The sequence below is a fragment of the Rhodopseudomonas palustris HaA2 genome (assembly GCF_000013365.1).
Taxonomy (GTDB): domain Bacteria; phylum Pseudomonadota; class Alphaproteobacteria; order Rhizobiales; family Xanthobacteraceae; genus Rhodopseudomonas; species Rhodopseudomonas palustris_J.
This window is the reverse complement of record NC_007778.1, coordinates 1,364,556-1,382,266: the sequence shown is the minus strand read 5'-3', so window position 1 is coordinate 1,382,266 and position 17,711 is coordinate 1,364,556. Positions and strand designations below refer to the sequence as shown.

The following is a 17,711-nucleotide window of genomic DNA, read 5'->3' as shown; positions in this document are numbered from 1 at the left end:
CTCATGATCTTTGGGTCGCGTCTGATCCGCCGATCGGCGCACTGCGGCCTTGGCCGGGGTCGCGCTGATCCCCCGCGCCGAGGCCGCACCCCTTCCAGGCCGAAGACCTGCCGCAGCCGCGGCGCGGCCTTCCCAAATCCGGTACGCTGGTATTGTATCCCCACCGCAAGTGCGAAGGGACACCATCCATGCAGACCCAGACGATCGAGACGTCCATTGGACGGATCGCCTACCGCCAGTCCGCCGGCAGCGGACCGACCATCGTCCTCATTCACGGCAATTCGGCCTCCTCACGCGCCTTCGCGCCGCAGCTCGACAGCCCGCTCGGCGCCAAATATCGCATCCTGGTGCCCGATCTGCCCGGCCACGGCGAGTCGGACGATGCGGCCGATCCGGCCGGCACCTACAACCTGCCCGGCTATGCCGCCGTTTTGCGCCAGGTCGTGGCCAGGCTCGACGCCGCAGATGCGATTTTCGTCGGCTGGAGCCTCGGCGGGCACATCGTGCTGGAGGCCGCGCCCGACCTCGCACAGGCCCGCGGCTTTGCGATCTTCGGCGCCCCGCCGATCAGCTTTCCGCCGGCGATGGACCGGGCGTTCCTGCCGACGCCGGCGATGGCCTACACCTTCCAGCCCGAACTCGACGAAGACCAGGCGCGCGCCTATGTCGCCGCCGCGTTCCGGCCGGGCGTCGGCGAACTGCCGGCGGAGATGGTGGCCGACGTGCTGCGCACCGACGGCCGCGCCCGCGGCCAGCTCGCCGCCAGCATCCGGCCCGGCGGCTATCGCGACGAGGTGGCTGTCGCCGCCGACCTGAAGCAGCCGCTCGCCGTGCTGCACGGCGCCGAGGAACAGCTCGTCAACGGCGCCTATTTCGACACGCTGACGATGCCGACCTTGTGGCGTGGCCGGGTGCAGGTGATCGACGACGCCGGCCATCTGCCGCAATGGGAACAGGCGAAGCGCTTCAACGCGCTGCTCGATGCGTTCGTGACGGAGGCGAACGCTTAGATAAAGCCGCCGCACCAGCCGTCATTGCGAGCGAAGCGAAGCAATCCAGCTCAGTGCACCGGGCCGGATTGCGTCGTCGCTTCGCTCCTCGCAATGACGAGTAGGCTCAGGCCAAGTCGCTCCGCGGGTGATACGGGTGACCGTCGCGCCACTTCTGCATCAGCGCTTCCAGCTCGGCGTCATGACCGTCCGGCAGCACGATCCGCGTGGTGACGAACAGGTCGCCCGCCGCGCCGTTCTTGGGCAGCCCCTTGCCCTTGAGCCGGAAGGTCCGCCCGCTCGAGGTGTTCTTCGGGATCGACAGTTCGATCGCGCCGGTGAGCGTCGGCACCCGTACCTTGGCGCCGAGCACCGCCTCGTACAGCGTAATCGGCAGTTCGAGCCGCAGATCGTTGCCGTCGACCTTGAAGTGGGGATGCGCGGCGTAGTTAACGGTGATCAGCAGATCGCCGGGACGGTGGCCGGGCGCACTTTCGCCCTGACCTTTCAGCCGGATCTGCTGGCCGGAGCTGACGCCCGCCGGAATCTTGACGTTGAGCTCCTTGCCGGTCGGCAGCCGGACGCGCTTTTCGGTGCCCTTGGCCGCCTCTTCCAGCGTCACGGTCATCGCGACAGTCTGGTCGAGGTCCGGGGCGAAGCCGCCGGTGTCGAAATCGAATCCCTGCGCGCCGCCGCGCGGACCACCGCGCATGCCGGCCGCGCCGCCGAACATCGAGTTCAGGATATCTTCGAAGCCGGCCCCGCCGCCACCCGCGAAGCCGCCGCCAGCGTTACGGAAGTTGTGTTGCTCGAAACCGCCGCCGCCAGCGCGACCGCCGCGCGCGCCACCGCCACCGGGGAAGCCCTGGAATCGCGGCTTGCCCTCGGCGTCGATCTCGCCGCGGTCGTATTGCTTGCGTTTGGCCTCGTCGCCGATGATCTCATTGGCCGAATTGACTTCGGCGAAGCGGGCGGCGGCCTTCGGGTCGTTGGCGTTGGCGTCGGGGTGATGCTTCTTGGCCAGCTTGCGGTAGGCGCTCTTGATCGCCGAAGCGCTGGCGTCCCGCTGCACCCCCAGGACCTCATAGGGGTCGCGCATCCGTCTCGTCTCCTTGAAGGAATTCACATGATGGGCAGACCGCCCAATGGCGCTTCATCTGGGATGTTTGTGTCGCTTTTGCAACCGCTATCGGCCGCATTCGCCGTGCGTCAGCTGCGTCGCCATGGTTTCAGCGAGCGGATTTCCCAATGCCCCTGCGCCGAGCGGCAGGCCGCGCCCTGCATCCAGCTTTCCGATCTGTCCTTGACGTAGCTGGCGAGAAAATCGCGGCAGGAGCGACCGTCGGCCGTATAGGCCGCCGCGAGCGGCGTGACAGAGCCGCGCGCGCCGGTCGCAGGATTCTCCCACGGCTGACTGGAATCCTTGTCGCCCTTGGTCAACACATCGGACGCCGCCATGCGCGCCAGTGCCAGGTCGGCCTCGGTCGGGCCGTTCTCGGCAGGCGGCGTCAAGGCGCGGATCGAGCCTGTGAAGTCGCTGCTGTCCATTTGGGCAAACGCCGCATCCTTGCCTCCGACGCTGCAGCCGCCCAAGCCCGAGGCCGTTAGAATCGCTATCGTCGATAGGCCAACGCAATTGCGTGCCCTATATAGGTCTGGCCTATACAGAGCTGCCAGCGCGTTCCGGATGGCGGCGAAGCACAAGTCGGATTCCCTCGCATGAGCGATACCTCCATCAAACAACAGAGTCAGTTAACGTCGGGTGATTTCACCGCGGCGGAGAATCCGTTTGAGTTGTTTGCTGAATGGCTTGCAGAGGCGGATCGGTCCGAGCCCAACGACCCGAACGCGATGGCGCTCGCGACGGTGGATTCCGACGGCCTGCCCGACGTCCGGATGGTGCTGATGAAGGGCTACGACGCCGACGGCTTCGTCTTCTACAGCCACATCGCCAGCCAGAAGGGCCGCGAACTCACCGCCAACCCCAAGGCGGCGCTGCTGTTTCACTGGAAGTCGCTGCGTCGGCAGGTGCGGATCCGGGGCACGGTGACGCCGGTGAGCGACGCCGAGGCGGATGCCTATTTCGCCACGAGGCCGAAGCAGGCCCAGATCGGCGCCTGGGCCAGCAAACAGTCACAACCGCTCGAAAGCCGTTTCGCGTTCGAGCAGGCGATCGCCAAGGTCGCCGCGCGCTATCTGATCGGCGAGGTTCCCCGCCCGCCGGGCTGGAGCGGATGGCGGATCACGCCGTCGCGGGTCGAATTCTGGCACGATCGCCCGTTCCGGCTGCACGACCGCATCGAATTCAACCGGGACACCCCGGCCCAACCCTGGACCAAGACAAGGCTGTATCCATGAGCCCCGACACCCCGAAGCCACGCGCGCAGGATAGCAATGCGCAGCGCCGGACCATGATTCTGACCGGCGCGAGCCGTGGAATCGGCCATGCCACCGTGATCCGCTTCTCCAGCGCCGGGTGGCGGGTGATCACCTGTTCGCGCCATCCGTTCCCGGAGGAATGCCCGTGGGGCGCCGGCCCCGAGGATCACATCCAGATCAATCTGGGCGACCGCGCCGACACGCTGCGCGGAATCGACGAGATCCGTGAGCGGCTCGACGGCGATCAGCTCCACGCGCTGGTCAACAACGCCGCGATCTCACCGAAGGCAGCCGGCGGCGGCCGGCTCGGCTCGATCGACACCGAAATGGACACCTGGGAGCACGTCTTCCACGTCAACTTCTTCGCGCCGATCATGATGGCGCGGGGGCTGATCGAGGAACTCAAGGCCGCGAAGGGCTCGGTCGTCAACGTCACCTCGATCGCGGGCTCGCGGGTGCATCCGTTCGCCGGCGCCGCCTACGCGACGTCGAAGGCCGCTCTCGCCGCGCTGACGCGCGAAATGGCGTCGGATTTCGGCCGCATCGGGGTGCGGGTGAATTCGATCGCCCCGGGTGAGATCGACACCTCGATCCTGTCGCCCGGCACCGAGAAGATCGTCGAGGAAGACATCCCGATGCGCCGCCTCGGCACGCCGGACGAAGTGGCCAAGATCATCTACGTGCTGTGCACGGAGACGTCGTCCTATGTGAACGGCGCCGAGATCCACATCAACGGCGGCCAGCACGTGTAGCGACGTCGACTCTGTCCTGATAGTGGCGGCGGGGCGAGCGATCGCCCCGCCGTTTTTGTCGATGGTCAGTCGGCGCGAAAGCGGCGCGGCGATCGCGCGCGGCCGGGACTCTGCAGGGCGATGCCTGCGCTCGAGCAGTCGTCCTCGGAATCGCCCTCGAACAGCGGTGCGCCGCAGTGGCGGCAGAAGCGGCCGCTCATCGCTGTTGTCTGACTCGGTCGCTGCGCTCGCTGATAGTCCGCGAGGTCGATGACGTTGCGACGTGGTGTTACAACTTTCTCAACCATTGCTGTCCTCGTAGATGTGACAGGCTTATGGCAGCAAACTCTTCTTCCAACCCTTCAGACGAATGCTCAAATTTTAGCGGCAGCGGCCAATCAGCCGAGATGCTTTCCAAAGAATGCCGTGGCGCGCGACCACGCGAGTTCCGCGGCCTCTCGATCGTGCACTGCGGCGCGCTGTTCGTTGACGAAGGCGTGATCGGCATCGTAACGGAAGAATTCCGCGCTCTTTCCCGCCTCTTTCAGCCCTTTCTCGAACGCGTCGACCACTTGCGGCGTGCACCAATCGTCGCGATTGGCGAAGTGGCCCTGCATCGGCACGCGGACGTCGGACGGTTTCGCCGCCTGTTCCGGGGGGATGCCGTAGAACACAACCGCTGCACTCAGTTCGGGGATTTTGCACGCGCCGATCACCGTGACGGCGCCGCCGAGACAGAATCCGGTGAGACCTACCTTGGCGCCGTTGCGTGCCAGATAGCCGGCCGCGCCGCGCACGGTCTGTGTGGTCGCGTCCATGAAATCGAGTGAGCTCATCTCTTTGTTAGCGGCGTCCGTGTCGTGATAGGGCACCACCTTGCCGTTGTAGAGATCCGGCGCCAGCGCATCGAAGCCGGCGAGCGCGAAACGATCAGTCAGTCCCTTGATCTGTTCGGACAGGCCCCACCATTCCTGAATCACGACGACGCCCGGGGCGTTGCCGCGCGCGGCATTGGCGAGATAGCCGCTGGCATCCTGACCGTCGGGACGCTTGAAGGTGATGATCGTGCCCATGTTTCCTCCACGTGAGTTGCACTTCGTTGAGCACATTGTGTCCGCGGGGATTGAAAGATGCAATCGCCGGAGTCGCCACGGCAGATCGCGGACTCCGCATAACAAAAAAGCCCCCGAAGGGGCTTTCTGTCACGCGTTCGTCGTCTGCACTCTCGTCGACCGAGTTCAGTGCACGTTCGACCAGATCTTGCGCTTGGTGAAGTACAGCAGGCCGCTGAGGATGATCAGGAAGATCATGACCTGCAGACCGAGGCGCTTGCGGGCTTCGAGATGCGGCTCGGCAGCCCACATCAGGAAAGCCGTGACGTCCTTGGCATATTGCGGCACGGTCTCCGGGCTGCCGTCGTCGAAGCTCACCTGACCGTCCGAAATCGGCGGCGGCATTTTGATCGAATGGCCCGGATACCACTTGTTGTAGTAAGCCCCGTCCGGCAGCGTGAAGCCCTCCGGCGGCGTGTCCTGATAACCCTGAAGCAGCGCATCGATGTAGTTCGGGCCCTGCTCCTGGAACTGGGTGAAGAAGTCGAACACGAACTGCGGGAAGCCACGCGGATAGGAACGCGCCTTGGCGAGCAGCGACATGTCCGGCGGAACCGCACCGCCATTGGCCGAGCGCGCCGCCTGCTCGTTCGGGAACGGCGAATGGAAGGTGTCGGCGAGCCGGCCGGGGCGTTCGAACATTTCGCCGGCGTCGTTCGGGCCGTCCTTGATCGAGGCTTCGGCGGCGATCGCCTTGGCCTGTTCGATCGTGAAGCCCGGTCCACCCGGCTCGGCGAGGTTGCGATACTGCAGCAACTTCAGCGAGTGACAGGCGGAGCACACCTCCTTGTAGATCTTGAAGCCGCGCTGCAATTGGGGGCGATCGTAGGTGCCGAACGGGCCGGCAAAGCTCCACTCCAGCGACGGCGGACTCTCGCCGCCTTCCGCCGCCTTGGCGCTCTGCACCCCGCCGAACATCAGCGTCCCGGCCATCACCAGGGCGAGCAGGCTCGCCGCGGTTGCTCCCGCCGTCTTGCCCTTGCTCAGCACGTCCTCCGAGATCGAGTTCGGCAGCGGCAGCGTCTTCTCGACCCTGGACAGTAGCGGCAACACGATCAGGAAGTAGGCGAAATAGGCGAAGGTGAAGACGCGGGCGAGGACCGTGTAGATGCCCTCCGCCGGCTTCGAGCCGAGCCATCCGAGCATGATGCAGACCACCACGAAGCCCCAGAAGAACCGCTTCGCCAGCGGCCGGTAGCGCGACGAGCGCACCTTGGCGCTGTCGAGCCAGGGCAGGAACAGCAGCACGATGATGGCGCCGAACATCGCCACGACGCCCATCAGCTTGTTCGGGATCGACCGCAGGATCGCGTAGAACGGCAGGTAGTACCATTCCGGAACGATATGCGGCGGCGTCACGCCCGGATTCGCCGGAATGTAGTTGTCGGCCTCACCGAGATAGTTCGGCATGTAGAAAATGAACCAGGAAAAGAACAGCAGGAAGCAGGACATGCCGAACACGTCCTTCATCGTCGCGTAGGGCGTGAACGCGACCGTGTCCTTCTCGGTCTTCGGCTCGACGCCGGTCGGGTTGTTCTGACCGGTGACGTGCAACGCCCAGACGTGCAGCACGACCACGCCGGCAATCACGAAGGGCAGCAGATAGTGCAGCGAGAAGAACCGGTTCAGGGTCGGGTTGCCGACCGAATAGCCGCCCCACAGCAAGGTCACGATGCTGTCGCCGACGAACGGGACCGCCGAGAACAGGTTGGTGATCACGGTGGCGCCCCAGAAGCTCATCTGGCCCCAGGGAAGCACATAGCCCATGAAGCCGGTCGCCATCATAAGCAGGTAGATGATCACGCCGAGGATCCAGAGCACTTCACGCGGCGCCTTGTACGACCCGTAATACAGGCCGCGGAACATGTGGATGTAGACCGCGATGAAGAACATCGACGCGCCGGCCGCGTGGGTGTTGCGCAGCAGCCAGCCGTAGTTGACGTCGCGAACGATCCGCTCGACCGAGTCGAAGGCGAAGTCGACGTGCGGCGTGTAGTGCATCGCCAGCACGATGCCGGTGATGATCTGCACCGCCAGCATCATCGAGAGAATGGCGCCGAACGTCCACCAGTAGTTCAGGTTGCGCGGCGTGGGGTAGGCAATGAACGACGAATGAACCAGCCCGGCGATCGGCAGGCGTTGCTCGAGCCACTTCATGAAGGGGCTCTGCGGCTGATAGGTCGATGGTCCGCTCATGATGCGATCCTAAGCAAGGGATATAGCGACGCTGGTCGGGAGGCGTCAGCCGATCTGGATTTTGGTGTCGGAGACGAATTGGTAGGGCGGAACCGGCAGGTTCAGAGGCGCGGGCCCCTGACGGATACGACCGGAGCTGTCGTATTGCGAGCCGTGGCAGGGGCAGAAGAATCCGTCGAACAGACCTTCATGGGCGATCGGAATGCAGCCCAGATGGGTGCAGATGCCGACGACCACCAGCCACTTCTCGTGGCCTGCCTTGGTGCGCTCTTCATCGGTCTGCGGGTCGGGCAGCGCCGACAGTTTCACCGCACGCGCTTCGTCGACCTGCTTCTGCGTGCGGTTCATGACGAAGATCGGCTGGCCGCGCCAGAACACCTTGATGTCCTGCCCTTCGGCGATCGGAGTCAGATCGACTTCGATCGGTGCACCGGCGGCGATGGTCGATGCGTCCGGGTTCATCTGGGCGATGAACGGCCACACGGCCGCTGCTGCGCCGACTGCGGCCACAGCGCCGGTTGCGATGTAGAGAAAATCACGGCGTGTCGGTTCCGCCGAAGTCTCTGTCGTCACGATCCAAAGCCCTTTCATATCTGCGGCCGGCGTCGCGGTCTCGGCAAGATGCGAAACGATCGTCCGAGGGAGAGCCGCCGAAGTCCGCAGCCCACGCATCCCTTGGCCGCTATCACAGCCGGTCAGGTAGAAACAGACAGTTCAGAATCGATCTATTGGCACCCTTGCCGGTAGAGCGCAAGCCCGCGAAGGGCTAATCAGCACGGCCCGAACGGTTCGGACGCAATGTCGTGCACACTGCGAGTTATGATTCAGTTGCTTGGGAGCATTACGGAATGCGGATCGCCCTGTACCAGCCCGACATTCCGCAGAATACCGGGACTCTGCTTCGGTTTTGCGCCTGTTTGAACGTCGAAGCTCACATCATCGAGCCCGCCGGTTTCCCGACATCGGATCGGCATTTCCGTCGTGCGGGAATGGACTATCTGGATCAGATCACCATCGTCCGGCACGATTCCTGGTCAAAATTCGAGCAATGGAGGAAAGACGCGGACTGCCGCGTGATTTTGCTTACAACGAAAGGCGTAACGCCCTATCTCGAACAGCGTTATCAATCTACTGACGTGCTGCTACTGGGCCGGGAAAGCGCTGGCGTGCCGGACGAAGTCGCCGCCGCGGCCGACGCTCGCATCGTGATTCCAATGCAGCCGGGGTTTCGCTCGCTCAACGTCGCGATGGCCGCGGCGCTGGTTGTCGGCGAAGCGCTTCGCCAGACCCGACAAGGTTAGAGGATACGACGCGGTGAGTTATGCGGTCAAAGAGATCTTCCTCACCCTGCAGGGCGAAGGCGCGCATGCCGGTCGCGCATCGGTGTTTTGCAGGTTCGCGGGATGCAATCTGTGGACAGGCCGCGAGCAGGATCGCCATGACGCGGTCTGCCAGTTCTGCGATACCGACTTCGTCGGCACCGACGGCACGCTCGGCGGGCGCTACGGTGACGCCGGGAAACTCGCCGATACCATCGCCGCGCAATGGGTCGGCGCCGACACCGATCGCTACGTTGTGATTACCGGCGGCGAACCGTTGCTGCAGCTGGACGCAGAACTAATTGATGCACTGCACAAGCAGGGCTTCGAGGTCGGAGTCGAAACCAATGGCACGATCGAGCCGCCTGCCGGGATCGACTGGCTTTGTGTGAGCCCAAAAGCCGGTACCCAGATACGCGTGCAGTGCGGCAATGAACTCAAGCTAGTCTATCCGCAGCCGGACGCCATGCCGGAACAGTTCACGAGCCTGGATTTCGAGCGGTTTTCGCTGCAGCCGATGGACGGCCCCGACCGGGACGACAATACCCGCCGCGCGATCGACTATTGCCTGCGCCACCCACAATGGCGGCTCAGCGTGCAGACCCACAAGGTGATCGGGATCAGGTAGGCCGCCGCCTGGCCGTGATTGGCGTGTCATGACGAACCGCTAGGGTCATGGCGTGGTCAACACTCAACCGGGAGCCGAACATGGTCTTTAAGGCGGGCGACATCGTGATCCTGAAATCCGGCGGCCAGGCAATGACGGTGGCGGAAGCCCGTCCAGAAGAAGTCGTGTGCGTGTGGATGGGTGAGGAAGGCGATCTGTTTCGCGAGAGCCTGCCAGTCGCCGTGCTCGAAGCGATCGAAATCGACGACGAAGAGGAAGACGAAGAAGACGAGGACGACGCGGAGGACGCGGAGGACGCGGAGGACGCGGAGGACGACACCGAGGCGAACAAGGTCGCCTGAGCGCCATCCGTCCAATTTCGTCACGTCTACCCCCTGAGTCTCGCGGCCGAGGACATCGTCCAGGGGCCGCATCTCTCGGACGCGACTACAGCAAATGATCGCGTGCGAACCTCGCCGCGGTCTGGTCGGCGATTGCCTGCAGCCGCCCCTCCTCGACCGGAAAATCCGCGGCGAGCCAGGCGTCTTCGGCCAGCGTCAGCACATGGCCGAGCGCCGGCCCGGCAGCAAAGCCGCGCGCGATGAAATCGGCGGCTTTCAATGGGAAACCCGGCGGCCGCCAGCGTTGCGGCAGGGCGACCAGGTTCCGCCACGGCGCCGGATCGGCCTGGCGCCCGGCCCGCGCCCAGGCCAGCATCATGCGATCGTGAAAGCGCGGCTCGCCGAGCCGGTACAGCCGGCGGCGCGCGGTCGCCTCGTCCATGCCGGCGAGCCGCCACCAGCGGTGCCCCATGGAGTCGAGCCGCTTCGCTTCGGCGTTCGACAGCCGCAGCCGCTGCGACAGCCGCTTGGCGTCCTCGGTGACCGCGACCGCGAGTGCGCCGAGCCGCCGCACCGGATCCGGATCGAGGCCGAGCGCCTGTTCCGCCCCGATCATCGCCGCGAAGGGGCCGGGATAGGTCACGCCGCCGAGCACCGCGAGCAGAAGACCGCCGTCCGCCATGGCCTCGACCGAAGCGAGCGCGCCGTCCGCCACCATCAGTTTCAGCATCTCCATCCGCATCCGCTCGGCCGAGAGCGTCGCGAGCCCAGCGCGACCGCGGATGCAGGCGAGCGTGCCGGCACGCTGCGGCGGGCCGACGCCGTAGGCTGCATGAATGCGGAAGAAGCGCAGGATGCGCAGGTAGTCTTCTGCGATGCGCTGATCCGGATCGCCGATGAACCGCACCCGCCGCGCGGCGATGTCGTCGAGTCCGCCGACATAGTCGTGCACCACGCCGTCGGGCGACACCGACAGTCCATTGATGGTGAAGTCGCGGCGCTGCGCGTCGCGCAGCCAGTCGCGGCCGAACGCGACCTTGGCCTTGCGGCCGAAGGTTTCGACATCCTCGCGCAGCGTGGTGACTTCGAAGCCGTGACCGTCCAGCACCAGCGTGACCGTGCCGTGCTCGACCCCGGTCGGCACCGCCTTGATGCCGGCGGCCCGGGCGCGGCGGACGACTTCGTCCGGCAGAGCGGTGGTTGCGATGTCGACGTCGCCGATCGGCAGTTTCAGCAGCGCGTTTCGGACCGCGCCGCCGACCACGCGGGCTTCTTCGCCATCGTGGTTGAGCAGCGCGAGAACCTGAGCGGCCGGGCCGGCATGCAGCCACGGCGCATCGGCGCGCACCGCCCCCCCGGTCATTTTTCGGCTCCGGGGACGAGGCGGCCGTCCTCGATTCGCGCCGGCATATAGGTCGCACCGGGCGGCGCGCCGGAATAATGCACCAGCAGCAGCAGGCTGAGGATGACCAGCGCCAGCGCCGAAATCAGCAGCCAGGCGACGATGCGGAAGGGCCAGGACGAACGATGCGTCAGCGCCGCACGCGTGACGACCAGGTAGATCGCGTAGGCAATGAAGGGGATGAGAAAGATCGCGACTTCAGTCAAGATGGCACGGATCATGGCAGGCAGATCCGTTCGTACATGAGCCGCAGGATCCCCGCTGTCGCGCCCCAGATGTAACGTTCGGCGAACGGCATCGCATAATACGAGCGCAGCGCGCCGCGGAATTCCTTGCTGTGCAATTGGTGATTGCCCGGATTCATCAGAAACGACAGCGGCACCTCGAAAGCGTCGTCGACTTCCGATTTGTTGATGGTCAGTTCGAAGCCGGGCCGCACCCGCGCCACCGTTGGCAGGATGCGAAAGCCGAAGCCGGTGCCGTAGACGTCGAGATAGCCGATCGGCTCGACATAGGAGCGGTCGAGACCGATCTCTTCCTCCGCCTCGCGCAGAGCCGCGTCGAGTGGCGAATTGTCGGCGGCGTCGATCTTGCCGCCAGGAAACGCGATCTGCCCGGCATGATCGTTGAGATGCGCAGCGCGCATCGTCAGCAGCACGGTCGGTTCGGCGTGCTCGATCACCGGGATCAGCACCGCAGCCGGACGGATCGGCCGTTCCTGCGCGATCAGACGCAGCATCCGGTCGGTGCCGTGATCGCCGCTCTCGGGAATGACGCTGGCGTCCGTCAGCGCCGGCGGCACGTCGAACCGCAATCGTCGCAGGGCGCGATCGAAGAAGTCGGCCGAACTGATGCTGCCCGGGGCAGACTCAATCCCCATCATCGGCTCGTTCAAAGTGGTTCCGGCCCGTTCAAAGTGCTTCCCTCATCTGCTCCGCGTCGGCCATCGCGAAGAATGCGCCGCCGGAAGCAATTCCAAACTTCGGACGACCATCGACCACCCGCTCCTCGCCGATGTCAACCAGATCGTAATACAACGCCCGCGTCACCTTGGCCCAGAGGTCGGCGCGAACGTGGAGATAGGGCATCGTCCCGCCGTCATCCGCGACTTCGAACCGCAGCCGATGATCGGCGTCGCAATCGACCCAGTCGTCGACATTGGTGCGGAAGCGCAGCAAGGGGCCGCGCGAATCTTGGTCGTTCACCATCTCGACCGCGAGGAACGGTGCGTCGTCGACCTTGATTCCGACCTTCTCGACCGGCGTCACCAGGAAGTGCTTGCCGTCCTCCCGCTTCAGGATGGTGGAGAACAGCCGCACAAGCGCCGGCCGCCCGATCGGCGTGCCGAGATAGAACCAGGTTCCATCGCCGGCGATGCGCATGTCGAGATCGCCGCAGAACGGCGGGTTCCACAGATGCACCGGCGGCAGCCCCTTGCCCGCTGCGGCTTTGCCGGCCGCATCGCGCGCGGCTTCCGTCAATCCGTCGAGGCTGCGGTTCAAGCTCTGCCCTTGCTTCGCCATGGTTTACCCTGACCCTCAACTCCTGAAGTGGCACGATAGCTGCACATTTTCGATAACGTGCGGCGCGGTTCAACTCTCCACATCGTGATGCGCGCCGATCCGCGATGCTCATAATGTGGGGATAGATTTGGCCAATAAAACCATAGCCTTCGCTTCGCCGCTGCGGGCGGCCTAGCATACGCAGCCTAGCATACATGGCCGTGACGGGACGATCGCCGGCGAGCCGGATTGGACTGGTCGGACGGCCAGCGTGAACAGGAGAGACCGGATGGCGGACAGTGTCGAGAAGCTCGAAGACGTTATCGTGCGCTCAGCCGAGCAGGTCGCGAGCGACGTCCGCGCCGCCAAGGAGGCGATCGCCACGGTCATTTTCGGTCAGGAGCGCGTCGTCGAAAACACGCTGGTCACCATTCTCGCCGGCGGCCACGCACTGCTGATCGGCGTGCCGGGCCTCGCCAAGACCAAGCTGGTGGAGACGCTGGGCGTCACGCTCGGCCTCGACGCCAAGCGCATCCAGTTCACGCCCGATTTGATGCCCTCGGATATTCTCGGCGCCGAAGTGCTCGATGAGACCGCCGCCGGCAAGCGGTCGTTCCGCTTCATCGCCGGTCCGGTGTTCGCGCAACTGCTGATGGCCGACGAAATCAACCGCGCCAGCCCCCGCACGCAATCGGCGCTGCTGCAGGCGATGCAGGAGCAGCACATCACGGTGGCCGGGGCGCGGCACGATCTGCCGAAGCCGTTCCATGTGCTGGCGACGCAGAACCCGCTGGAGCAGGAAGGCACCTACCCGCTGCCCGAAGCGCAGCTCGATCGCTTCCTGATGGAAATCGACGTCGACTATCCGGACCGCGACGCCGAGCGCCGCATCCTGTTCGATACCACCGGCGCCGACCACGCGATTCCGAAGACGACGATGAACGCCGAACTCCTCGTCTCGGCGCAGCGCCTGGTGCGCCGTCTGCCGGTCGGCGATTCGGTCGTCGAGGCGATCCTGTCGCTGGTGCGCTCGGCACGTCCCGGGCCCGAGGCCGGCGATCTCGGCAAGCTGATCGCCTGGGGCCCCGGCCCGCGCGCCAGCCAGTCGCTGATGCTGGCGGTGCGCGCCCGCGCGCTGCTCGACGGCCGGCTGGCGCCGTCGATCGACGACGTCCTCGACCTCGCCGAGCCCGTGCTGAAACACCGCATGGCGCTGACCTTCTCGGCGCGCGCCGAAGGTCGCACGATCCCGGACGTGATCCGGCAGCTCAAGAGCCGGATCGGCTGATGGCGCAGGCGCCCGAGCAGCCGAACAAGGAGACGCTGGCGGTTCGACGTGCTGATGGCGAGAGCCGGACGCTCGCCGCATCGCTGCCGCGCCTGATGCTCGAAGCCCGCCGCATCGCCAACAACGTCACCCACGGCCTGCACGGCCGCCGCCGCGCCGGCGCCGGCGAAAACTTCTGGCAATATCGCCGCTTCGTCTCCGGCGAACCGGCCACCCGCGTCGACTGGCGCCGTTCGGCGCGCGACGATCATCTCTACGTCCGCGAGCTGGAATGGGAGGCCGCGCACACCGTGTGGCTGTGGCCGGACCGTTCCGCCTCGATGGCCTACGCCTCGAAGGGCGTGCGCGACAGCAAGCTCGAGCGCGCCCTGATCGTGACTTTCGCGCTGGCCGAATTGCTGGTCGCGGGCGGCGAACGCGTCGGCATTCCCGGGCTGATGAACCCGACCTCGAACAACAATGTGATCGACCGGATGGCGCAGGCGATCCTGCACGACACAACCTCGCGTGACAGCCTGCCGCCGTCCTTCGTGCCGTCGTCGCTGGCCGAGATCGTGGTGCTGTCCGACTTCTGGTCACCGCTCGGCGAGATCCGGCAGATGCTTTCGGGCCTGTCCTCGTCCGGCGCGCACGGCTCGCTGGTGCAGGTCGTCGATCCTGCGGAAGAGAGCTTTCCGTTCTCCGGACGCATCGAATTCGTCGAGCCGGAAGGCGGCGGTGCGATCACCGCGGGCCGCGCCGAGACCTGGGCGGCGGACTACGTCGCGCTGGTCGCGGCGCATCGCGATCAGATCCGAGTCGAGACCGGCACGCTCGACTGGCTGTTTTCGACGCACACCACCAGCCGTTCGGCTGCCGAGCTGTTGTTGTTCCTGCACGCCGGGATGACCACGGCCAAGGGCGCCGAGCGCGGCACCAAAACGGGACTCGGCGCATGATCGGCGGTTTGCCCCTGTCCTTCGCCCAACCGCTGCTGCTGCTCGGCCTGCTCGCGCTGCCGGCGCTGTGGTGGCTGCTGCGGGTGACGCCGCCGCGGCCACGCCGGATCGACTTCCCGCCGACCCGGCTGCTGTTCGAGATCGCGCCGAAGGAAGAAACCCCGTCGCGGACGCCGTGGTGGCTCACCGCGCTGCGGATGCTGGCCGCGGCGCTGGTGATCATCGCGCTGGCCGGGCCGATCTGGAATCCGCAGACGGCCGCCGGCAACAGCCGCGGACCGCTGCTGATTCTACTCGACGACGGCTGGAGTTCGGCGTCGAGCTGGGAAATGCGAATCAACGCCGCCGACCAAATGATCGCCGAGGCGGATAGTTCAAACCGCGCGGTCGCGCTGGCGCCGCTGTCGGAAGCGACCCGCGATCCGACGCTGATGCCGGCCGGCACTGCCCGGGTGTCGCTGCGGCAGCTCGCGCCGAAGCCCTATGCGGTCGAACGAATCGAGTCGCTGCCGCCGATCGAGCGCTTCCTGAAAGCCGCCGGCGACGCCGAAATCGTCTGGCTGACCGACGGTGTCGACACCGGCCGCGGCGGCGAGTTCGTCGAGGGCCTGAACAAGCTGCTGCAGAACCGCAACGTCACCATCGTCCAAGGCGGCGCTCCGCCGGCGCATGCGCTCGCCGCTGCGGAGAATGCCGCGGCCAGGATGACGGTGAAGGTGCTGCGCGCGCAGGCCGGCGGCATCGACACCGGCACGGTACGCGCGCTCGACGCCAAGGGCGCACCGATCGGCGAAGCACGATTCAACTTTCCACCGCTCGATCGCGAGACCGACGCGGCCTTCGAGCTGCCGGTCGAATTGCGCAACGACATCGCGCGCCTCGAAATCGCCGGCGAACGCTCCGCCGGCGCCGTGCAGTTGCTCGACAAGCGCTGGCGCCGTCGCGCCATCGGCATCGTCTCGGGTGCGAGCACCGACACCGCGCAGCCGCTGCTGGCGCCGACCTTCTACCTCGCCCGCGCGCTGTCGCCGTTCGCCGACGTCCGGCTCGGCGACCGCGCGGCGCCGCAGCAGGTGATTACCCAGTTTCTCGATCAGAAGCTGCCGATGCTGGTGATGGCCGACGTCGGCGCGCTGTCGCCGGAGCTGCGTCAGCGTCTCGACGCCTGGATCGACCAGGGCGGCGTGCTGGTACGTTTCGCCGGGCCCCGCCTCGCGCGCCAGGCCGAGGACGATCTGGTGCCGGTGAAGCTGCGTAACGGTGGCCGCAGCCTCGGCGGCAGCCTGACCTGGGAAAAGCCGCAACACCTCGCATCTTTCGCCGCCGACGGCCCGTTCGCCGGAATCGCTGTGCCCGCCGACGTCACCGTCAACCGCCAGGTGCTGGCCGAGCCCGACGCGGTGCTGGCGACCAAGAGCTGGGCCTCGCTCGCCGACGGCACGCCGCTGGTCACCGGCGAACATCGCGGCAAGGGACTGGTCACCCTGTTTCACGTCAGCGCCGACATGCGCTGGTCGGATCTGCCGATGTCCGGCACCTTCGTCGAAATGCTGCGCAGGCTAGTGGATATGTCCGGCTACACCGCGACGCCGGGCGCGGGTGTCGCCGCCGACGCCAAGGCGGCCGAGACCGTGGCGCCACTGCGCACGCTCGACGGGTTCGGCGCCTTCGGTCCGCCGCCGGCCTCCGCCAAGCCGATCCCGGCCGACTATCGCGACCGCGGCAGCGCCGACCACCCGCCCGGTTTCTACGGCCCGGCCGACGGCCCGCTGGCGGTCAATGCGCTCGCGGCCGCCGACCGCATCGTGGCGCTCGACACCGCGGCGATCGCTGCGCGGCGCGCCAACTACACCAACGCCGAACCGCGCGACCTGCGCGGCATGCTGCTCGCTTCCGCGCTCGGCCTGTTCGGACTCGACGCGCTGATCGTGGCGCTGCTCGGCGGAGGCCTCGCCGCGCTGATGATGCGCCGCCGCCGCACCGCCACCGCGGCGCTGGCACTGCTGCTCGCGCTGCCGCTCGCGACCATGCCGGGACGATCCTATGCCGACGGCCCCAAGGATGATTTCGCCATCAAGGCGACGGCGCAGACGCATCTCGCCTATGTGGTCACCGGCAATGCCGACGTCGATTCGATCGTCAAAGCCGGGATGAACGGGCTGACGCTGTTTCTGGCGCAGCGCACCGCGCTGGAAGCCGGCGAGCCGATGGGCATCGATCCGGCGCGCGACGAATTGTCGTTCTTCCCGCTGATCTATTGGCCGGTGATTGCGGGCGCGCCGAAGCCGCCGCAAGACGCGCTCGACAAGATCGGCGCCTACATGAAGCAGGGCGGCACGGTGATCTTCGACACCCGCGACGCGATCGAGGCGCCCGCCGGCCCGAACGGCGCGTCGCAGACGCCCGGCATGCTGACGCTGCGCAACGTGCTGTCGTCGCTCGACGTTCCCGAACTCGAACCGGTGCCGCGCGAGCACGTGCTGACCAAGACGTTCTACCTGCTGCGCGACTTCCCCGGCCGCTTCACTGCGGGCGAGACCTGGGTCGAAACCCTGCCGCGCGAGAACGACGACGAGGACACCACCCGGCCAGCGCGCGGCGGCGACGGCGTGTCGCCGATCATCATCACCTCCAACGATCTGGCCGGCGCCTGGGCGATGCGTCCGGACGGCCAGCCGATGCTGCCGCTGACGCCGGGCGAACCACGCCAGCGCGAATTCGCCTTCCGCGCCGGCGTCAACATCGTGATGTACACGCTGACCGGCAACTACAAAGCCGACCAGGTCCATGCCCCGGCGCTGATCGAACGGTTAGGGCAATGATGCGAGTTTATCCCGCCCTCACCACGTCATTCCGGGGCGCGAGCGCAGCTCGCGAACCCGGAATCCCGAGATGCCCTGAAGCTCT

18 protein-coding genes are annotated in these 17,711 nt (G+C 66.2%); 9 read left to right on the top strand and 9 right to left on the bottom strand.

Features of this window, described 5'->3' with window-relative positions:
* Positions 1-188 precede the first annotated feature (188 nt).
* On the top strand, positions 189-1,010 hold the full coding sequence (locus RPB_RS06100; protein ID WP_011440107.1) for an alpha/beta fold hydrolase: 822 nt from the start codon (positions 189-191) through the stop codon (positions 1,008-1,010).
* A gap of 106 nt (positions 1,011-1,116) precedes the next feature.
* Here the strand turns inward: RPB_RS06100 and RPB_RS06095 are convergent, their stop codons facing one another.
* Positions 1,117-2,088 (bottom strand): DnaJ C-terminal domain-containing protein, encoded by a 972-nt coding sequence (locus RPB_RS06095; protein WP_011440106.1) that lies wholly within the window; start codon positions 2,086-2,088, stop codon positions 1,117-1,119.
* A gap of 110 nt (positions 2,089-2,198) precedes the next feature.
* Complete coding sequence (locus tag RPB_RS06090; RefSeq protein ID WP_011440105.1) at positions 2,199-2,693, bottom strand: RT0821/Lpp0805 family surface protein; 495 nt, start codon at positions 2,691-2,693, stop codon at positions 2,199-2,201.
* A 15-nt stretch (positions 2,694-2,708) separates the two neighbouring features.
* Between RPB_RS06090 and pdxH the strand changes: the two genes are divergently transcribed.
* Both pdxH and RPB_RS06080 read left to right on the top strand, forming a co-directional pair.
* A complete protein-coding gene (gene pdxH / locus RPB_RS06085) occupies positions 2,709-3,347 on the top strand; it encodes a pyridoxamine 5'-phosphate oxidase (RefSeq protein ID WP_011440104.1) in 639 nt (212 codons plus the stop codon).
* Entirely contained in the window at positions 3,344-4,120 is a 777-nt protein-coding gene (locus RPB_RS06080) for an SDR family NAD(P)-dependent oxidoreductase (RefSeq protein ID WP_011440103.1), read from the top strand. Before pdxH ends, RPB_RS06080 begins: the two co-directional genes overlap by 4 nt.
* Before the next feature lie 377 nt (positions 4,121-4,497).
* Here RPB_RS06080 and RPB_RS06070 read toward each other — a convergent pair whose 3' ends face one another.
* The 3 genes from RPB_RS06070 to petA form a co-directional block, all read right to left on the bottom strand.
* Positions 4,498-5,172: a dienelactone hydrolase family protein gene (locus RPB_RS06070; RefSeq protein ID WP_011440101.1), complete on the bottom strand. Its 675-nt coding sequence runs from the start codon at positions 5,170-5,172 to the stop codon at positions 4,498-4,500.
* A 165-nt stretch (positions 5,173-5,337) separates the two neighbouring features.
* On the bottom strand, positions 5,338-7,407 hold the full coding sequence (locus RPB_RS06065) for a cytochrome c1 (RefSeq protein WP_011440100.1): 2,070 nt from the start codon (positions 7,405-7,407) through the stop codon (positions 5,338-5,340).
* 45 nt (positions 7,408-7,452) lie between these two features.
* A complete protein-coding gene (petA, locus tag RPB_RS06060) occupies positions 7,453-7,980 on the bottom strand; it encodes a ubiquinol-cytochrome c reductase iron-sulfur subunit (protein WP_011440099.1) in 528 nt (175 codons plus the stop codon).
* Between the two features lie 275 nt (positions 7,981-8,255).
* Here petA and RPB_RS06055 point away from each other — a divergent pair, with 275 nt between their 5' ends.
* From RPB_RS06055 to RPB_RS06045, 3 genes are all read left to right on the top strand, one after another.
* Positions 8,256-8,708, top strand: coding sequence for a tRNA (cytidine(34)-2'-O)-methyltransferase (locus RPB_RS06055; protein ID WP_011440098.1), 453 nt, complete (start codon positions 8,256-8,258; stop codon positions 8,706-8,708).
* A gap of 13 nt (positions 8,709-8,721) precedes the next feature.
* On the top strand, positions 8,722-9,354 hold the full coding sequence (gene queE, locus RPB_RS06050) for a 7-carboxy-7-deazaguanine synthase (RefSeq protein ID WP_011440097.1): 633 nt from the start codon (positions 8,722-8,724) through the stop codon (positions 9,352-9,354).
* Positions 9,355-9,434: 80 nt separating this feature from the next.
* Complete coding sequence (locus RPB_RS06045) at positions 9,435-9,695, top strand: YodC family protein (protein ID WP_041798004.1); 261 nt, start codon at positions 9,435-9,437, stop codon at positions 9,693-9,695.
* A gap of 85 nt (positions 9,696-9,780) precedes the next feature.
* Here RPB_RS06045 and RPB_RS06040 read toward each other — a convergent pair whose 3' ends face one another.
* The 4 genes from RPB_RS06040 to RPB_RS06025 are packed head-to-tail and all read right to left on the bottom strand — an operon-like array spanning position 9,781 to position 12,599.
* A complete protein-coding gene (locus RPB_RS06040) occupies positions 9,781-11,037 on the bottom strand; it encodes a CCA tRNA nucleotidyltransferase (RefSeq protein WP_011440095.1) in 1,257 nt (418 codons plus the stop codon).
* Complete coding sequence (locus tag RPB_RS06035) at positions 11,034-11,297, bottom strand: DUF6111 family protein (protein WP_011440094.1); 264 nt, start codon at positions 11,295-11,297, stop codon at positions 11,034-11,036. Before RPB_RS06035 ends, RPB_RS06040 begins: the two co-directional genes overlap by 4 nt.
* Positions 11,294-11,959: a CoA pyrophosphatase gene (locus RPB_RS06030; protein WP_011440093.1), complete on the bottom strand. Its 666-nt coding sequence runs from the start codon at positions 11,957-11,959 to the stop codon at positions 11,294-11,296. The genes RPB_RS06035 and RPB_RS06030 overlap by 4 nt, the downstream gene beginning before the upstream one ends.
* Positions 11,960-11,987: 28 nt before the next feature.
* Positions 11,988-12,599: a DUF1285 domain-containing protein gene (locus tag RPB_RS06025; protein ID WP_011440092.1), complete on the bottom strand. Its 612-nt coding sequence runs from the start codon at positions 12,597-12,599 to the stop codon at positions 11,988-11,990.
* Between the two features lie 268 nt (positions 12,600-12,867).
* On the opposite strand from RPB_RS06025, the gene RPB_RS06020 reads away from it, so the two are divergent.
* The 3 genes from RPB_RS06020 to RPB_RS06010 are packed head-to-tail and all read left to right on the top strand — an operon-like array spanning position 12,868 to position 17,626.
* Positions 12,868-13,866, top strand: a complete 999-nt coding sequence (locus RPB_RS06020; protein ID WP_011440091.1) for an AAA family ATPase — start codon at positions 12,868-12,870, stop codon at positions 13,864-13,866.
* Complete coding sequence (locus tag RPB_RS06015) at positions 13,866-14,804, top strand: DUF58 domain-containing protein (protein WP_011440090.1); 939 nt, start codon at positions 13,866-13,868, stop codon at positions 14,802-14,804. Before RPB_RS06020 ends, RPB_RS06015 begins: the two co-directional genes overlap by 1 nt.
* Positions 14,801-17,626 (top strand): DUF4159 domain-containing protein, encoded by a 2,826-nt coding sequence (locus RPB_RS06010; protein WP_011440089.1) that lies wholly within the window; start codon positions 14,801-14,803, stop codon positions 17,624-17,626. Before RPB_RS06015 ends, RPB_RS06010 begins: the two co-directional genes overlap by 4 nt.
* Positions 17,627-17,711: the final 85 nt, after the last annotated feature.